We start from the raw sequence: 16,390 nt of genomic DNA, 5'->3' as shown, positions 1-16,390 counted from the left end.
ATCACGCCTCTTTGCTGGCCGTTGCGCCGAGCGCCTTTGCAAGTTTTGGCAATCTAGCCTTTTTAAGCAAAGGACGGATCGTCCATTCTTGCCCGGAAAGCAGATTTGCAGTGCTCAAAACCCGCTCGGCTACCGCCTCAACGGCGGATGGGTCAGCGGTAAACGCCATGTAAAGCAACGCATCCGGATCGCGGCGATCCACCCCTTCTTCGCCCAAAATGTGACGCGGGAAATCTTTTTTATTCAGCGTCACGATCAAATCGGCAGATCCTGAAATAGCCGCCGCCAAAACATGGCAATCGGCGCGATCGGGCAACCAAAGGCGCGCCTCTAATGAGCTGGGCCATGCCACACAGGCATCGGGCCACGCGGCGCGCAGAAGTGCGATTTCACTGGCCGCTTGGGCTGGTCCGGTTGCGCCAAGTTTTATTGCAGCGCGCTGCCATTCTTCCAAAATACGTTCAGACCAGATCGGCGTCCAGGCCATCGACGCCGTAACCCCCAAAAGCATCTCCCGCATAACGGTAGGGAACAAAACGCATGTATCCAATACTATTTTCATAGGCGATAAAACAAGGCTTTCAAATAACCGCTTTCCGCCAATTGAGGGTGCAAAGGGTGATCCGCACCGGCAAATCCAGTGTGAAACAATTGCGCCGAGCGCCCCGCGCGGCCGATACCGCGATTGCAGGCAGTTCTGAATTTTACCAAATCAGCTGCGTGCGAGCAGGAGCACAGAATCAAAAAGCCCCCCTCCTCTACCAAATGAGCCGCCAGCCGCGCCACTTTTTCATACGCCCGCAACCCTGCCTCTAACGCGGGTTTTGAAGAGGCAAAAGCCGGCGGATCACAAATGACCAACCCAAATTTTTCACCAGCTTCTGCCAGTGCTGATAATTGCGCAAAAGCATCGCCTTTTTGAGTTTCAAATTTATCGACCACGCCGCTTGCAACAGCCCCTTGCATGGCAAGGTCCAGCGCCGCCTCAGACCCATCAACCGCCAGCGCTGACTGGGCGCCTGCAACAAGCGCAGCCAATGAAAAACCACCAACATGGCTGAACACATCCAACACTGTGCGCCCTTTTGCCAAACTGGCAGCAAAAGCGTGGTTTGGACGTTGGTCAAAATAAAGACCGGTTTTTTGACCGCTTATCAAATCAGCCTTGTAAACCGCTCCGTTCATCGGCACGTCAACTGTTGTTTCAGGCCGTTCGCCGATTAAAATATTGTTTTGAGAGTCTAACCCTTCAAGCGCCCGGCTGCGCCCGCCAGCATTTTTAAGAACGCAGGTAATCCCCTCGACTTCAAGCAAAGCCTGGCTCAAAGCGGCAAGCCGCATCTCGGCCCAAGCGGCGTTGGGCTGCACCACAACAAGGCTGCCAAAACGATCGATAATCACGCCCGGCATCCCATCGGCTTCGGCATGTACCAAGCGGTAGAACGGCTGTTCAAAAAGCACCTCTCGCAAATGCAGGGCCGCGCTGAGCCGCTTTAAGAACCAGGTCTGATCGATTTCTGCCTCAATATCGCGATCCAACATGCGCACTGCAATTTTAGATAAAGGGTTTATTCCCCCCAAACCTATCGGGCGGCGCTCGGAATCTTCCACAATCACCACGCTGCCAGCGGGAAGCTTTTTGCCGCGCCGGTCAAACACCAGCTCATTATTATAGATCCAAGGAAACCCTTGTCGGATTGCTTGCGCAGCGGCATTTGGGCGCAAACGCACGGTAGGATAAATATTCTGTGTCATGCTTTGGCTTCTAGGGCATGACTGTAAAAAGAGAAAGTTCTTTTGAAGCCGTATTTCCGCCCTTGCGTCTGTTTTTCGTTTCATGTTAGTGCAGATTTGTTAGCGCTAACATGAAAGTGTCAAAGCCATGCAATTGCATCCGATTATATCCAATATTACCCAAAAAATTATTGACCGCTCAAAACCGGATCGGGATGCTTATCTTTCAAGAATGCAAGAGGCCCGCGGCAAAGGACCGCAACGGGCACATCTGTCTTGCGGCAATCAGGCGCATGCCTACGCGGCGGCGCAGCAAGATCAAAGCACTTTGGCCACGCAAGCGGGCCCGAATATTGGTATTATTACCGCTTATAATGATATGCTTTCGGCGCATCAGCCATTTGAAACCTTTCCCCGGTTTATTCGCGACGTGGCGCGTAAAAATGGAGGCACGGCGCAGGTTGCTGGCGGCGTACCTGCCATGTGTGATGGGGTAACGCAGGGCCAGCCCGGGATGGAACTGTCTTTGTTTTCACGCGACGTCATTGCATTGGCTGCCAGCATTGGCCTGTCTCATAATACATTTGACGCAGCCATTTATTTGGGTGTCTGCGATAAAATTGTACCGGGCTTGATCATAGCAGCTGCGACTTTTGGACATTTGCCGAGCATTTTTTTACCCGCCGGCCCGATGGTTTCTGGAATTCCAAATGATGAAAAAGCAAAAATTCGACAGCAATTTGCCACCGGAGAAGTCGACCGCAATGCCTTGATGAAAGCTGAAATGGCCAGTTACCACGGGCCGGGCACCTGCACATTTTACGGAACTGCAAACTCCAACCAAATGCTGATGGAGTTTATGGGCTTACATTTGCCGGGGGCGTCTTTCATCAACCCCAACACACCGCTACGCGATGCGTTAACCGCATATGGCACCCGCCAAGTGATGCGCTGCAGCGCGCTGGGCGATGCATATACCCCCACCTGTGACATTCTCAGCGAAAAGGCATTCGTCAATGGTATTGTGGGCTTAATGGCCACTGGTGGCTCAACCAACCTTGTGCTTCACCTCCCCGCCATGGCGCGCGCCGCAGGAATTCATCTCACAATTGAAGATTTTGACGCGATTTCCGCGATCACGCCGTTGTTGGCAAAAGTGTATCCCAACGGCCTGGCCGATGTGAACCATTTTCACGCGGCGGGTGGGCTAAGCTTTATGATCGGTGAATTATTGGATGCCGGCCTGCTTCATGAGGATGTCATCACCATTATGGGCAAAGGCCTCAGCCATTATCGCCAAGAGCCCAAACTCTCCGGCGAAGATATAGAATTCCGCCCCGTTTCCGGAAATAGCGAGAATGAAAAAATTCTTCGCCCCGTGAAAACGCCATTTCAACCCAGTGGTGGCTTAAAGAAATTAGACGGAAATTTGGGAAGCGCGATGATTAAAATATCGGCAGTAGCCCAAGAGCGGCATATTATCGAAGCCCCTGCCCGTATCTTTGAAACACAGCTCGCAGTAAAAGAGGCGTTTAAAAACAACAGCATCACCAGTGACACAATCTTGGTTGTGCGTTTTCAGGGCCCGCAGGCGAATGGTATGCCAGAACTGCACGGGTTGACGCCGGTTTTAGCCGTGCTTCAAGATCGCGGGTTGCGCGTGGCGCTGGTGACAGATGGGCGCATGTCGGGCGCCTCTGGCAAAGTACCCTCTGCCATCCATCTCAGCCCTGAAGCCGCCGTTGGAGGGCCAATTTCAAAACTGCGTGATGGTGATATGATCCGGCTAGATGCGCGCAGCGGTGCGCTTATGGTTCTAGAGCCCGATTTTGAAAACCGACCCGTTCAAACCGCAGATTTGACAGGAAATCATCATGGAACAGGGCGCGAGTTGTTTGATATGTTCCGAAATAATGTGGGCTTGGCAACCGCCGGCGCAGGCATTGTGGTATAATAAAATTCAAGGAGGCGGTTTTGACACCATGCACAGCCAGTAAAATCACATCAGACTTCTGTAAAATGGCCCCAGTTATGCCAGTCTTGGTGGTAGAAGATGTTGCCGTAGCGCGTCCGTTGGCAGAAGCCTTAATTGCCGGTGGCTTATCAGTGCTCGAGGTCACGCTAAGAACCCCAGCAGCGCTTGACGTAATTAACGAAATGGCAAAAGTGCTCGGCGCTACTGTCGGAGCTGGAACATTGCTCAGCCCCAAAGATGTTGCCGCCGCTCGCCAAGCTGGGGCAAAATTTGGCGTAACCCCAGGCTCAACAGATCGGTTGCTTGGAGCTTGTGAAGCAGAAGACCTACCCGTATTGCCAGGAGCGGCCACTGCAAGCGAAGTTTTAAGTTTGCTTGAACGCGGATATACGGTGCAGAAATTCTTCCCTGCTGAAGCAAATGGCGGCCCCAGCGCGCTTAAAGCAATAGGCGCGCCTTTGCCAGAAGCGATGTTTTGCCCCACTGGCGGTGTAACCCCACAAAATGCAAGAAGATATCTGAGTTTGCAAAACACGCTTTGCGTTGGCGGCAGCTGGGTTGCGCCGAAAGCGCTGATCGAGGCAGGTAAATGGGATGATATCGAGACCTTAGCACGGGCAGCTTGTCAGCTCGTATAACCCTGGCATCATCTCTGATTCTGGCCGCGTGAATTTAGTATTTTGCAGATTTTGAATCAAACATGCCCCCTGCAGATTTAGAGGGCCCTTTCGGCCGCCCGCCTGCGCCAGCCGCCGCGGCGCCGCGGCGGTTCCGCCTTTTGCAAACCCAGCTTTAAAGTTTCCGTCATTGGATGTGTTTGGCTGAAGCTCTCATATTTATCCAAAAGCTGCCTTAAGATATCTCGCGTATCCTCTTGGCTTGGGATCGTAAGTGCCCAATCCAAAAAAATGCTGCGGCATTCTGCGGCGCTTATATCTTTTATATTATACGCCTCACGGATCAGGGCTTTTGGGTCTAGCGCATCACCTTTCATGATCACTCTCCTGTAAAACCGGCAGAACTTGCGTCAAAATAGCATCTACTACTTGTCTATGATGTTTTATCTGGCTTTGTAAATCTTCAAAATCTTTTGTCCCAGAAACGCGGAATAAGAGCGCCGAGTCACGGCTGCCCATCGCGTTGAGGTTCAGCGTGTCATCCGATAAAAATTTTGACACCAATCGGCATGGGAACAAAAAATTATGCGCAGCAATCAAGCAGGCCAAATCAGCTGCATTAATAATGCCAAGGTGCTGCAAACTGGTTAGTCCGCTCCGCGTATCGCGCTTCACCGAGGCCCCTAAAAGCAACCCAAGATGTGACAGCAATTCAATATCGAGCAACCCCCCTCTGCCGAGCTTGAAATGCCAACTCGATTTTTCTGCCCAAGCACTAAGCAAGCGCGCGCGCATTTTCGACAAACCGCGCAAACACTTATCTCGATCCGCCTGCCGAAGCGTGGCCAACCGAAACCCCTCAAAATCAGAGCACAAACTGTCGCATCCCGTCACCGGTCGTGCTTGCGTTAGCGCCAAATGTTCCCAAACCCAAGCTTCCTTTTGCTGATAGGCTTTAAACGCAGACCATGAGGTGGCAACAGGCCCTTGATTGCCCGAAGGACGCAATCGCATATCTACGTTATAAAGCCGGCCCTCTGCCATGGGTGCCGTTAACGCAGTGATGACAGATTGCGTTAAGCGCGCATAATAACTGCGTGATTGCAAAGATTTCGGCCCGATCGAGACTTCCTGCCCTGCATCGTCATAAAGAAGAATCACATCAAGATCTGAATTTGAATGCAACCGCCGCGCGCCCAAAGACCCCATTGCAATCAAAGCCGCCCCGCGCCCCGGAGGTGGGCCATATTTGCGCGAAAATTCAGCACAAATCTCTGGCCATAAGGCGGCTAAGGCTGCCTCGGCCAAATCTGCATATTCTCGGGCTGTTTGCTCGACGGATGTCAGATCTCGCAGCAAATGAACGCCAATTCGAAAATGCCATTCCTTTACCCATCTGCGCGTCATATCCAGCTTGGTTTCATAATCTGATGTCGTTTGCAGCAGCTTAGAGAGGTCTTTCATTAACGTTTCAGACCCGGGCCAAGAATCCCAAAAAGAACCACCAATCACCGCATCAAAGACCTTAGCATTCCGCGCCAAATATTCGGCCAAATGATCCGAGGTGCCCACGATATCGACCAACAGATCAATCAATTGAGGGTTGGCTTCAAACAAAGAAAACAGCTGCACTCCCGCAGGAAGGCCGCTCAAAAACCGATCAAAAGCCAAAACAGCCTCTTTGGTCTTATCCGTATGCTTAAGCCGCTTTAGAATTTCCGGCTGTAACCGCATAAATATCGTATAGGCTCTTTCCGAACGCAGCGCCGGATAGGTTGGCCATTTGTCCAATATTTCTGAAAACTCAGGCGCCTCGATTGGTACATCGCTTGAGGCAGGCCCAAAAAAAGCTTCGGTTATTTGATGAACCGATGTCAGCCGCGCGAATATTTCCGATTTCAACGCATCTGCGCTGCGCGACATCAACGCCGCTAAGCGTTCAAATTCCACTTCCGATGCGGGCAAACTATGCGTTTGAGCATCATTGATCATTTGCAAGCGATGCTCGAGCACCCGATGCGCCTGATAATGCTCTGTAAGCTGCGATTTGGTTAAAGGATCAATCCAACCTTTTAGACAGAGCGCTGCAAGGCTTTGCTGCGTTCCACGCAACCGCAGATCAGGGTCTCGCCCGCCCGCAATCAATTGCCTCGTTTGCGTAAAAAATTCAATTTCGCGAATTCCGCCCCGACCAAGTTTAATATTGTGTTTGGGCAGCGTAATCGCCCCCGTCACGTCGGTTTTACGTCGGATTTGCAAGCGAATATTATGCGCATCTTCAATGGCCGCAAAGTCTAAATATTTCCGCCATACAAACGGTTCCATTTTTTGGAGGAACCGCGCCCCAGCTTGCAAATCCCCAGCGATCACCCGCGCTTTGATGAAGGCACTGCGCTCCCACGTGCGCCCGCGGCTTTCATAGTAATGTTCGGCCGCCTCGACCCCCATACAAACTGGTGTCACAGACGGGTCTGGCCGCAAACGCAAATCGGTTCGAAACACATAGCCCTCGGCCGTGATATCGTTCAAAAGTGCCACCATATTCTTGGTTGCGCGAATAAAGCCGGCGCGGGCCTCGAAAACATCCACCGAGGCAAAATAGCTTTCATCAAAAAAACAAATCAGATCTATATCAGAGGAATAATTCAGCTCATTGGCGCCAAGCTTTCCCATAGCCAAAACGAACATACCCAATTCTGCCGGATCCGTCTCAGGCTTGCGCATGGGGATTTTGCCGCGTTGCAACTGAACTTTAAGCGCATGGTTTAAACTCATTTGACAGGCGAGATCGGCAAATTTGCTTAGCGCCGCGGTAACCTCTTCAAGCGCCCATACGCCCGCCAAATCGCATAAAGCCGTCCAAAGCGCGACGCGCCTCTTGGCGCGTCTAAGCGCGCTCATCAGGTCGCTATCGGCTGTCGCTTTCAAATCCGAAAACTCAACCTTTAACGCGGCGTCGGGCTGCGCAAATGCGCCCCGTAGCCACTGATGCTCTTTTTCAATCAACCCCTTCAAATAGGGGCTTGAGCCTGCAACCGCGGCCACAAAATCTTGAATTTCTTCTCCATCCGCCGCAAAGAACTGACGTGCTTCATACCCATGATCCGCAGAAAATGGCCTTGGAATGTGCTGCATCAAATGAGAAAAGTGCATAGCAACAACCTGCGCCTTGTTACCGATTAGGTCAATGGTAAGCTTAACTCTAAAACCAAAAGCTAAGACGCGGATCATTGATAATACGCGGATAATTTGCTAAACAGCAAATATGCGTCATACCTTGCCCATTGCCCCGCAGTTTTATGTGACTGCACAGCAACCCTGCCCCTATTTGGAAGGGCGGCAGGAACGCAAGCTCTTCACCTCGTTGCACGGAGATGACGCGCAGCGGTTGAATGACAAATTATCGCATCAAGGGTTTCGACGGTCTCAGAACGTTCTGTATCGCCCGTCTTGCACCGAATGCACCGCATGTTTATCGGCGCGCATCGACGTTCAAAAGTTTGAACTGAGCAAAAGCCAAAAGCGCGTGGTTAATCGCAATAAGACCCTAAAACGTGAAGTAAATTCGCCTTGGGCAACAGAAGACCAGTATGAATTGTTCCGCAAATATCTGGGTGCGCGCCATGCCCGCGGCGGCATGGCCGATATGGATGTTTTTGAATTTGCGGCAATGATCGAGGAAACCCCCATTCGTACGCGGGTTGCCGAATATACATTGGGGCAAGATTTGATTGCTGTCTCCCTCACCGATCTGATCGATGATGGATTGAGCATGGTCTATTCGTTTTATGATCCCAGCTTTACAAAAAGTTCGATTGGCACCTATTTAATATTGGATCATATTGCTTTGGCGAAAGAGGCGGATATTCCTTATGTCTATCTGGGCTATTGGGTGCCCGGAAGCCCAAAAATGGGCTATAAAGCGCGTTTTTCCGGCCTTGAAATTTATCTTAACAAAACCTGGACACCGCTGGGGGATCCCGGCTCCTTCTCAGCCGATCTTCATCCTTTGAGTTCCGAGCCAATCGCTGAACAAGTGGCCAGCATCGCGCTGCCCGATAGCAAACCGGTGGGGCCATAATTAATCAGAGCTGCAGGCCTAGACCTTCGCCCCTGTATATCCTATATGTTTAGTCAGGAAATAAACGGAAGAGTTAATGACCGACGCATCGCCCCCTATGGAAGGCACGCCTTTGATCGCCCCTTCAAGCACAGATCACCCGCTATATGATGGGGTTGTTGAGGCCTGTAAAACCGTTTTTGACCCTGAAATACCAGTGAATATTTACGACCTTGGGCTGATATACACCGTGGATATTGACGCGGAGAATGCGGTCAAAATCAAGATGTCCTTAACTGCGCCTGGATGCCCCGTTGCGGGTGAGATGCCTGGATGGGTTGCCGAAGCGGTCGAGCCGATGGCGGGTGTGAAAGAGGTGGATGTTGAAATTGTCTGGGAACCGCCTTGGGGTATGGATATGATGAGCGATGAAGCCAGATTAGAACTTGGGTTTATGTAACCCGTAATTAGGACTGATAAAATGTTCTCAATGCCTGGAAAGCAAGCTGTCACTTTAACGCAAAAAGCGGTGAAGCAAATCAACGCCTTGATGGAGCAAAATGGCCATTATGGGTTGCGCTTGGGCGTTAAAAAGGGCGGCTGCGCGGGCATGGAATACACGCTAGATTACGTCGACGAAGTAGCCCAACACGACGAGGTGATCGAGCAAGATGGCGCGCGGGTGCTGATCGCTCCAATGGCGCAGATGTTTTTGTTTGGAACTGAAATCGATTATGAAGTCTCCCTGTTGGAAGCTGGTTTTAAATTCAAGAACCCAAACGTCACCGAATCTTGCGGATGCGGGGAATCGATCAAATTCGCAGAAATGTAATCAGCTCTTTTTGAGGTGCCGATAGGTTTCGCTAAAGCGTTTTTGCAAGTGTTCACCCGCTAGAATAGGTTGGCTTGCCCCCTCTGGCGCCACATTTGTATCATGGTTGGGATTGAAAAATAACGGAATGGATAACCGCTCCTGCGAACCTCCGCGCACCCGGTGCAAAGTTGCTTTAACTTCTCCTCCGGTCCAAAACTCAAGCATTTCACCGAAGTTTATAATAAATTCGCCAGGGGGCACTTGCACGGCTTGCCATTTGCCTTCGGGCAGTTGCACCTCTAAGCCTTGCTGACCATCAGTGGCCAGAAATGTCAGACATCCATAATCGGTATGCTCTGCAATTCCAAAATCTTTATCCCCGCTATCCAAAGGCCTTTTTGGATAAAAATTTCCCCGAAGCAGCGCCATAGGTTTATTAAATTTATCGTTAAAAAATGCAGGATCGCGCCCATTTCCCGCCGCAATAGCTTGCAAAATAATCAGGGATATAGCACGCGCACGTACAAAATACGCCATAATATCAACATCGAACATTGCAGGGGTTTTCGGCCATTGATTTGGGGCATAAACGCCAAGCCCACACAAACTATCGCTTTCATCAAGCGCTATCCCGCAATCAAATACTTCTTTATAATCAGGGTTGGCGTCGGCGCTGACTTGCTCTGCTCCCGGAGCGCCCCAACCGCGGTTTGCGCCAGTAACCGCCATATTAACCGCCTGTTTTTCGGCATTGGGGCCTTTGAAAAAAGCTTTATAAACGTCAAGCAGTCGCAAAACATCTTCGCGGCTGATCCCCGTATTATATACGGTTAAAAACCCCACCTCTTTCGCAGCCGCCTTTAACGCATGCAAGGCCGCCCGGTCCTGCCGCTTTAAATCCAAAAAATCCAGTCGAGGAACCATGCGCCTTTCCAAACTAATTTGCGATTAGCGCCAGCGTGCCCGACCAAAAAATGTCCGCAGCGCTCTTTACAGGCGTGGCTTCCTTGAAGGCCCGCCTGTTGCTGTTTAAGATAGCTGAAACAGAGTCACAAGATTGAAAAGAGAACCGGATGATCAAAAAAATGGCCGCAGGCAATTGGAAAATGAATGGAATGCTGGACAGCCTAAAGGAAATTGAACGCCTTCAGGCAGCGCATTCAAATTCCAAGATCGATATTGTGATTTGCCCTCCGGTTCCGCTTCTTTTACCAGCAAGAAAGAAAGCGCCTGATCTTTTGATCGGCGCACAAGATTGCCATCAAGAGGTCTCTGGGGCGCATACCGGCGATATCTCTGCGAGCCTATTGAAAGACATTGGTGTTGCAGCAGTGATCATTGGTCATTCTGAGCGCCGTCAGGCGCATGCTGAAAGCAGCGCTTTGATTAAAGAAAAAGCAACCGCTGCCCTCAATGCAGGTTTAACCGCGATTATTTGTATCGGAGAAACGCTTGAGCAGCGTCAGGCAGAAGAAACGCTGACAGTTTTGAAAGACCAGCTCGAAAAATCGCTTCCAGAAACCGCCACAGCGCACAATACCGTGGTGGCTTATGAACCTGTCTGGGCAATTGGCACCGGACTCGTGGCGGAACCGGCGCAGATCGAAGAAGCACATCGCTTTTGCCGCGCTCAAATCACTAAGCAACTGGGTACAAAAGCAGCCAGTATGCGCCTGCTCTATGGCGGCTCGGTCAAAGCCGCAAACGCCGCCGAGATTTTTAAGATTGATTGTGTAGATGGCGCTTTGGTGGGTGGAGCCAGTCTACGCTTTGAAGATTTCTCACCAATTATCGAAGCGTTGGAAATGGCTTAAACAAACCTTAAATTTGGTGCATGAATAATCTAGCCGCGCCATTTGTGAACGGGCGCGGTTTTACATTATTTTGTTATAATCTCGGGGCCCATAAAGGTGTTTGGCAACCAAGTCGACAAAACCGGCACATAGGTCACCAAAATCAAAAAGACGAACAGCACGGCAAGAAAAGGCAAAGCGGCTTTCACCACCCGCATCATGGGCATGCCAGCGACACCAGAGGTCACAAATAGGTTTAGGCCCACCGGCGGTGTAATCATGCCAATTTCCATATTTACAACCATGATGATGCCCAAATGAATTGGATCTATCCCCAATTCCATTGCGATTGGAAAAACCAATGGCGCGACGATCACGATCAGGCCAGAGGGCTCCATAAACTGGCCGCCAATCAGCAAAATTATATTGACCACAACCAGAAACATGATCGGCCCAAACCCTGCAGACAGCATGCTACTGGCAATTTGTTGGGGAATTTGTTCATCGGTCAGCACATGTTTTAAAATCAAAGCATTGGCGATGATGAACATTAACGTAATGGTTAACTTACCCGCTTGAAACAACGCATCGCGCGTATCGCGATGCACAAAAGCGGTGAGCAATGCCTGTGGCTTGCGCCAAATAGGTATATTGGGCTGCCCCTCTGGCGTCGCCAAAGGGCCCATATCGCGGTAGATAAAGGTGGCAACCAAAAACGCGTATACCGCAGCCACTGCCGCCGCCTCGGTGGGCGTGAAAATGCCGCCATAAATGCCCCCAAGAATGATAACGATGAGAAACAAGCCCCAAATCGCATCCAGCCCCGAGGCGAACACTTCTTGCCAGCCTAGCCATTCACCCTTTGGCAGGTTTCGGATTTTGGCGATCACATAAATCGTCACCATCAGCATGGTCCCCGCCAACAGCCCCGGAATCACGCCCGCAAGGAACATCCGCCCCACCGAGACATCAGTCGCAGAGGCATAAACCACCATAACGATTGACGGTGGGATCAAAATTCCCAAAGTTCCCGCATTCGCGATCACGCCCGCGGCGAAATCTTTGGAATAGCCAACCTGCCGCATCCCCGCGATCACAATTGTGCCGATCGCCACCACCGTTGCAGGCGAAGATCCAGAAAGCGCCGCGAACAGCATACAAGCAAAAACGCCCGCGATCGCGAGCCCTCCCGGAAAATGCCCGACAATTGCGATTGAAAACCGGATGATGCGTTTCGCAACGCCGCCCGTCGACATAAAGGAGGAGGCAAGAATAAAGAACGGAATTGCCAAAAGTGTATAATGCCCAGCCATCGCTTGGAAAAATGTTTGCGCGATTGATGCCAGCGACGTGTCACTGAGCACCAATAAGAAGGTTATCGAGGATAATCCAAGCGCGACAGCGATAGGCGTGCCGATCAGCAGCATCGCAACGATCATGAAAAAGAGAGCGGCAACCTCCATGGGCTATTCCTCTTTTGCCGCATGTTTGAGCTCTTCCACCTCTTGCTCAACCTCGTGGCTGACGATCAATCCACGCGCGCCCCCACGCGACACAGCCAGCCCAACTTCAATAAATCTATAGAGCAACAAAGCCGCCCCCACGGGCAGCATGGCATAAGGAATGAAGCGGGGAAGTTTCTCATAGGTCTCGCCTTCGTTCATCAGGGGCTCGATCCAACGTAGAAATTCGGGGAAAGGAATATCAATCACCTCATACCAAGCCCGATAAGAGGTGCGCCGCATGTCTTCAAATCCCGTGGGAAACCATCTACCCGTGGTTTGCGGCAAATTTGCAAAGTTCGCCCAATAATCCCACGCGCCTTTCAACAACAAAGTGGCGTAAATCACACAGAAGACCACTGACGCGAACACCAAAATCCGGCGCAACCGGCCAGAGGTGATGTTAAGCACAGCATCCACGCCCAAATGCGCAGAGGTTTTCACCGCATAGCTGACGCCGAATAAGATCAACCAAGCAAATAAAAACGTGACCAACTCCAGCCCCCAAATCAACCCCGTGTTGAACCCATAGCGCAGCACAACGTTGATAAATGTGACAACCACCATCGCCGCCAACAGAACCGCAATCACTGTTTCTTCTAATTCATCAATAAATCTGCGGGCAATTTGCTTTTCCGGTTCGGCCATGAGACTGCTCTTTACTTATTCTGCCGCGGAGATTCTGGCCCAAATAATTTGGGCCAGAGACTTCTTAAATGGGTTGCGCTTAATGCTTGGCGTTTATCGCTTGGGCTGCATCAATATTGTCTTGCCCAACATCACCGCGGAATTGCTCCCACACGGGCTTCATTGCGGCCACCCAATTTTCGCGCTGGGCGGCGCTTAATTGACGCACAACACCACCCGCAGCGATAATTTCCTGCTTCGCAGCCTCATTCACGGCGGTTGATTCTGAATTCCGCGCCTCGGTCACTTCAGCAATGATTTTACTCAGCTGGTCGCGAATTTCACCATCAAGCCCATCCCACCAATCTGTTGAGGTGACCAAAAGGTAATCGATAATACCGTGATTGGTTTCTGTTGTCCCATCCTGCACTTCAAAAAACTTTTTGCCGTAGATATTTGACCAGGTGTTTTCCTGCCCATCCACAACGCCGGTTTGCAGCGCACCATATACTTCAGAGAAGGCCATCGGCTGAGGGGATCCCCCCAAAGCGGCCATTTGCGCCTTTAACACCTCTGAATTTTGAACCCGGAATTTGAGGCCATTGGCATCAGTTGGGTTATTCAGCGGTTTATTTGCCGACATTTGCTTCATACCATTATGCCAAAACGCCAATCCAAGCAAACCACGGCGAGTCATGCTTTCCTTCATAGATTGACCCGTTTCGCTATTTTGAAACTCGTCCACAGCGTTTACGTTTTTGAACATGAATGGCAGATCAAAAATCCGAAACACTTTTGTAAATTGCTCAAATTTTGAAAGGGATGGCGCAGCCATTTGCACATCACCTTGCAACATTGCTTCCAAAACTTGGTCGTCATTATACAAGGTCGAGTTTGGAAACACCTCCATACAGGCTTTGCCATTCATCTCATCATTGACGCGGCTTTGCAGCAGCGTCGCGGCAATACCTTTCGGGTGTTTATCGGTATTTGTCACATGGCTGAGCTTGATGACAATTTCCCCGTCATCACAAGCGGCAAAAGCACTGGATGCTGAGGCAGTTAAGGCCATCGCAGTGACGGCAGCGGTAATAAGTTTCATCTGATTTCCTCCCAAATATGACAATACCCTGACGGGCGATGCCTAGAAAGTAATATTCTGACTGCAGTTGCAAGAGACATTATTGTCACGGCCCCTACATTATCAACGGATCAACCGTTTTCCTGTCATTCGAAAAACCCATGTCCGACTTTCTGTATTTTGAGCAATGAGGGTTTCTGCATCAAAGGCCGCTCCCTAAAGAGAACACAAAAAACCGCCATTTAAACTTAACAGGTTTGGAAGTGAAAATCGCAAAAGAAGATGCAGCAAATTTTTAAAGATGGGAAAGACAGACGCTTTTCAGGCCGGCGCACAGGCTCAACTCGAAAAACCGTTCGGACAGTGAAATGCCCCCTTACCGGCAGGCCTTACCCGATATATTTTGATCAAAAGAGTCTTTTTGTCGCCGGTAAACATCTCGCAATACGCAACCGCATCAGGTAGGCTGAAAGCGCATTAAGGATATCGCTATGCAAATACTCGAACAATCCCCCACCGATTTTACGTTTGTTCAAAACCCCTACCCTTTTTATGAAAGCGCGCGGCGCCTACAGCAGCCGGTATTTTGGCGCGATTACAACATGGCCAGCTTTTTTGATCATCAAAGCGTGATGTCCTTGCTGAAAGATCGCCGCTTTGTCAGAGAATGCCCAAAAGATTTGGCCCAACCCACGCCGAAGCATCTTGCCCCTTTTTATAAGCTGGAAGAAAATTCCATGCTTGAGCTGGAACCCCCGCGCCATAGCCGTTTGCGCGGGCTTGTGTTGCGGGCCTTTACGTCGCGACGCATTGCCTCGCTAGAACCCGAGATCAAACAGCTATGCCATAGTTTGATCGACGATTTTAAATCCTCAGAAATTGATCTGTTAGAGGCCTATGCAAAGCCCCTTCCAGTGATAATAATCGCGCGGCTCCTTGGCGTTCCTGAAAGCATGGCAGATGACTTGCTGGGCTGGTCGAATGATATGGTGATGATGTATCAAGCGCGGCGCAGCAAAACACTGGAAGCGCGTGCGGTTGCTGCCAGCCAGGCTTTTTCAGATTTCATGCGCTCTTTTATCGAAGAACGGCGCACGCGGCCTGCGGATGATTTAATCACCCACTTGATTGCCGCCGAAGAAGAGGGTCAACGTTTAACAACCGATGAAATGATCACCACCTGCATTCTTTTGCTAAACGCCGGTCACGAGGCCACGGTACATACAATGGGAAATGGGGTAAAAACACTTCTTGAAACCGCGGTGCCCGAAAGCTGTTTGGCGCCAAAACATATTGACGGCACGGTTGAAGAGATTTTGCGATTTGATCCGCCGCTGCATATGTTCACACGCTATGCAAATGCAGATCTTACAGTTCAAGGTCATGCGCTTAAGCGCGGAGATCAAATCGCATTAATCCTGGGCGCCGCGGGGCGCGATCCAGCCAATTGGAGCGATCCGGATGTTTTCAACCCGACGCGAAAAGTGCAAACAAACGCAGCCTTTGGGGCAGGCATCCATTTCTGTTTGGGCGCCGCGCTGGCGCGTTTGGAATTACGCACGGCTTTACCGATTGTTTTTGAACGCTGCCCGCAGATGCAACTGGCCAGATCCCCCTGTTATGCTGATGTTTACCATTTCCATGGGTTACAAAACCTTTTCGTGAAAACCGGGCTTTAAAGCGGCAACATCCTGGTGGATTTTATCTCCTCCATTGACAGCAAAGCAGTCACGTTATGCACTTTCACTTCGGAAATCAGTCGTTGATAAAAAGCATCATAGGCGCGGGCGTTTTTCACCCGCACTTTTAAAATATAATCAATATCACCCGCAAGCCGATGCGCCTCTTGCACTTCCGGGTGATTTTGCAACGCTTTTAAAAACCTTGCCTGCCACGCTGCGTCATGCTCACTGGTGCGGATCAAAACAAAAAAACAGGCCTCGAAACCAAGTGCTTCTGCATTTAACTCAACCGTTTGACGCCCAATCAAACCAAGCGATCGCATTTTTCGGATACGATTCCACACAGGAGTCTTGGATGAGCTGACTTTTCCAGCAATTTCATCCAAAGACTGACCCGCATCCGATTGAAGCTCTGCAAGAATTTTTCGATCTGTCTCATCCAAGCGCGCCATGATTTCACTCCTATCCCGTTTGCTAAAAGGTAATTCCAAAAATTACCCCATTT

At 50.5% G+C, this 16,390-nt stretch carries 16 protein-coding genes; 7 read left to right on the top strand and 9 right to left on the bottom strand.

Annotated elements, in window-relative coordinates; all coding sequences use genetic code 11:
• Nucleotide 1: 1 nt before the first annotated feature.
• Both GN241_08500 and GN241_08495 read right to left on the bottom strand, forming a co-directional pair.
• On the bottom strand, nt 2–562 hold the full coding sequence (locus GN241_08500; protein ID XAT57403.1) for a PIN domain-containing protein: 561 nt from the start codon (nt 560–562) through the stop codon (nt 2–4).
• Nucleotides 559–1,755 (bottom strand): RlmI/RlmK family 23S rRNA methyltransferase, encoded by a 1,197-nt coding sequence (locus GN241_08495; GenBank protein XAT57402.1) that lies wholly within the window; start codon nt 1,753–1,755, stop codon nt 559–561. Before GN241_08495 ends, GN241_08500 begins: the two co-directional genes overlap by 4 nt.
• Before the next feature lie 127 nt (nt 1,756–1,882).
• On the opposite strand from GN241_08495, the gene GN241_08490 reads away from it, so the two are divergent.
• Nucleotides 1,883–3,688, top strand: a complete 1,806-nt coding sequence (locus GN241_08490; protein XAT57401.1) for a phosphogluconate dehydratase — start codon at nt 1,883–1,885, stop codon at nt 3,686–3,688.
• A 20-nt stretch (nt 3,689–3,708) separates the two neighbouring features.
• Nucleotides 3,709–4,347, top strand: a complete 639-nt coding sequence (eda, locus tag GN241_08485) for a bifunctional 4-hydroxy-2-oxoglutarate aldolase/2-dehydro-3-deoxy-phosphogluconate aldolase (protein XAT57400.1) — start codon at nt 3,709–3,711, stop codon at nt 4,345–4,347.
• Between the two features lie 77 nt (nt 4,348–4,424).
• Here the strand turns inward: eda and GN241_08480 are convergent, their stop codons facing one another.
• Nucleotides 4,425–4,706, bottom strand: a complete 282-nt coding sequence (locus GN241_08480; GenBank protein XAT59228.1) for a hypothetical protein — start codon at nt 4,704–4,706, stop codon at nt 4,425–4,427.
• Nucleotides 4,693–7,479 carry a glutamine-synthetase adenylyltransferase gene (locus GN241_08475; GenBank protein XAT57399.1) on the bottom strand — a complete coding sequence of 929 codons (2,787 nt, stop codon included), beginning with the start codon at nt 7,477–7,479 and terminating at the stop codon, nt 4,693–4,695. The genes GN241_08480 and GN241_08475 overlap by 14 nt, the downstream gene beginning before the upstream one ends.
• A 112-nt stretch (nt 7,480–7,591) precedes the next feature.
• On the opposite strand from GN241_08475, the gene GN241_08470 reads away from it, so the two are divergent.
• From GN241_08470 to GN241_08460, 3 genes are all read left to right on the top strand, one after another.
• Entirely contained in the window at nt 7,592–8,407 is an 816-nt protein-coding gene (locus GN241_08470) for an arginyltransferase (protein XAT57398.1), read from the top strand.
• A gap of 76 nt (nt 8,408–8,483) precedes the next feature.
• Nucleotides 8,484–8,846: an SUF system Fe-S cluster assembly protein gene (locus GN241_08465; GenBank protein ID XAT57397.1), complete on the top strand. Its 363-nt coding sequence runs from the start codon at nt 8,484–8,486 to the stop codon at nt 8,844–8,846.
• Nucleotides 8,847–8,867: 21 nt separating this feature from the next.
• Nucleotides 8,868–9,218, top strand: coding sequence for an iron-sulfur cluster assembly accessory protein (locus GN241_08460; protein XAT57396.1), 351 nt, complete (start codon nt 8,868–8,870; stop codon nt 9,216–9,218).
• Here the strand turns inward: GN241_08460 and GN241_08455 are convergent, their stop codons facing one another.
• Nucleotides 9,219–10,124: an isopenicillin N synthase family oxygenase gene (locus GN241_08455; GenBank protein ID XAT57395.1), complete on the bottom strand. Its 906-nt coding sequence runs from the start codon at nt 10,122–10,124 to the stop codon at nt 9,219–9,221.
• Between the two features lie 149 nt (nt 10,125–10,273).
• Between GN241_08455 and GN241_08450 the strand changes: the two genes are divergently transcribed.
• Nucleotides 10,274–11,014, top strand: coding sequence for a triose-phosphate isomerase (locus GN241_08450; GenBank protein ID XAT57394.1), 741 nt, complete (start codon nt 10,274–10,276; stop codon nt 11,012–11,014).
• A gap of 65 nt (nt 11,015–11,079) precedes the next feature.
• Here the strand turns inward: GN241_08450 and GN241_08445 are convergent, their stop codons facing one another.
• The 3 genes from GN241_08445 to GN241_08435 form a co-directional block, all read right to left on the bottom strand.
• Entirely contained in the window at nt 11,080–12,456 is a 1,377-nt protein-coding gene (locus GN241_08445; GenBank protein ID XAT57393.1) for a TRAP transporter large permease subunit, read from the bottom strand.
• A gap of 3 nt (nt 12,457–12,459) precedes the next feature.
• Nucleotides 12,460–13,062, bottom strand: a complete 603-nt coding sequence (locus GN241_08440) for a TRAP transporter small permease subunit (GenBank protein XAT59227.1) — start codon at nt 13,060–13,062, stop codon at nt 12,460–12,462.
• A 160-nt stretch (nt 13,063–13,222) separates the two neighbouring features.
• Nucleotides 13,223–14,224, bottom strand: a complete 1,002-nt coding sequence (locus GN241_08435) for a DctP family TRAP transporter solute-binding subunit (GenBank protein XAT57392.1) — start codon at nt 14,222–14,224, stop codon at nt 13,223–13,225.
• A 470-nt stretch (nt 14,225–14,694) separates the two neighbouring features.
• Between GN241_08435 and GN241_08430 the strand changes: the two genes are divergently transcribed.
• The gene (locus GN241_08430) at nt 14,695–15,882 is read left to right on the top strand and encodes a cytochrome P450 (protein XAT57391.1); all 1,188 of its coding nucleotides are present in this window, start codon (nt 14,695–14,697) and stop codon (nt 15,880–15,882) included.
• On the opposite strand, the gene GN241_08425 is transcribed toward GN241_08430, so the two are convergent.
• Entirely contained in the window at nt 15,879–16,340 is a 462-nt protein-coding gene (locus GN241_08425) for an AsnC family transcriptional regulator (protein XAT59226.1), read from the bottom strand. The genes GN241_08430 and GN241_08425 overlap by 4 nt on opposite strands.
• Nucleotides 16,341–16,390 lie beyond the last annotated feature (50 nt).

This window comes from Rhodobacteraceae bacterium IMCC1335, from assembly GCA_039640495.1.
Lineage (GTDB): Bacteria > Pseudomonadota > Alphaproteobacteria > Rhodobacterales > Rhodobacteraceae > Thalassovivens.
Note: the sequence above shows the minus strand (reverse complement) of the source record. Positions and strands in the feature narration are given on the sequence as shown.

Bases quoted from the DNA above. Each gene is read 5' to 3' on its own strand.
- GN241_08475 (XAT57399.1), bottom strand. From the start codon at position 7,479: ATGCACTTTTCTCATTTGATGCAGCACATTCCAAGGCCATTTTCTGCG.
- GN241_08465 (XAT57397.1), top strand. From the start codon at position 8,484: ATGACCGACGCATCGCCCCCTATGGAAGGCACGCCTTTGATCGCCCCT.
- GN241_08450 (XAT57394.1), top strand. From the start codon at position 10,274: ATGATCAAAAAAATGGCCGCAGGCAATTGGAAAATGAATGGAATGCTG.
- GN241_08500 (XAT57403.1), bottom strand. From the start codon at position 562: ATGAAAATAGTATTGGATACATGCGTTTTGTTCCCTACCGTTATGCGG.
- GN241_08445 (XAT57393.1), bottom strand. From the start codon at position 12,456: ATGGAGGTTGCCGCTCTCTTTTTCATGATCGTTGCGATGCTGCTGATC.
- GN241_08440 (XAT59227.1), bottom strand. From the start codon at position 13,062: ATGGTGGTTGTCACATTTATCAACGTTGTGCTGCGCTATGGGTTCAAC.
- GN241_08455 (XAT57395.1), bottom strand. From the start codon at position 10,124: ATGGTTCCTCGACTGGATTTTTTGGATTTAAAGCGGCAGGACCGGGCG.
- GN241_08495 (XAT57402.1), bottom strand. From the start codon at position 1,755: ATGACACAGAATATTTATCCTACCGTGCGTTTGCGCCCAAATGCCGCT.
- GN241_08490 (XAT57401.1), top strand. From the start codon at position 1,883: ATGCAATTGCATCCGATTATATCCAATATTACCCAAAAAATTATTGAC.
- GN241_08460 (XAT57396.1), top strand. From the start codon at position 8,868: ATGTTCTCAATGCCTGGAAAGCAAGCTGTCACTTTAACGCAAAAAGCG.
- GN241_08470 (XAT57398.1), top strand. From the start codon at position 7,592: ATGCGTCATACCTTGCCCATTGCCCCGCAGTTTTATGTGACTGCACAG.
- GN241_08435 (XAT57392.1), bottom strand. From the start codon at position 14,224: ATGAAACTTATTACCGCTGCCGTCACTGCGATGGCCTTAACTGCCTCA.
- GN241_08430 (XAT57391.1), top strand. From the start codon at position 14,695: ATGCAAATACTCGAACAATCCCCCACCGATTTTACGTTTGTTCAAAAC.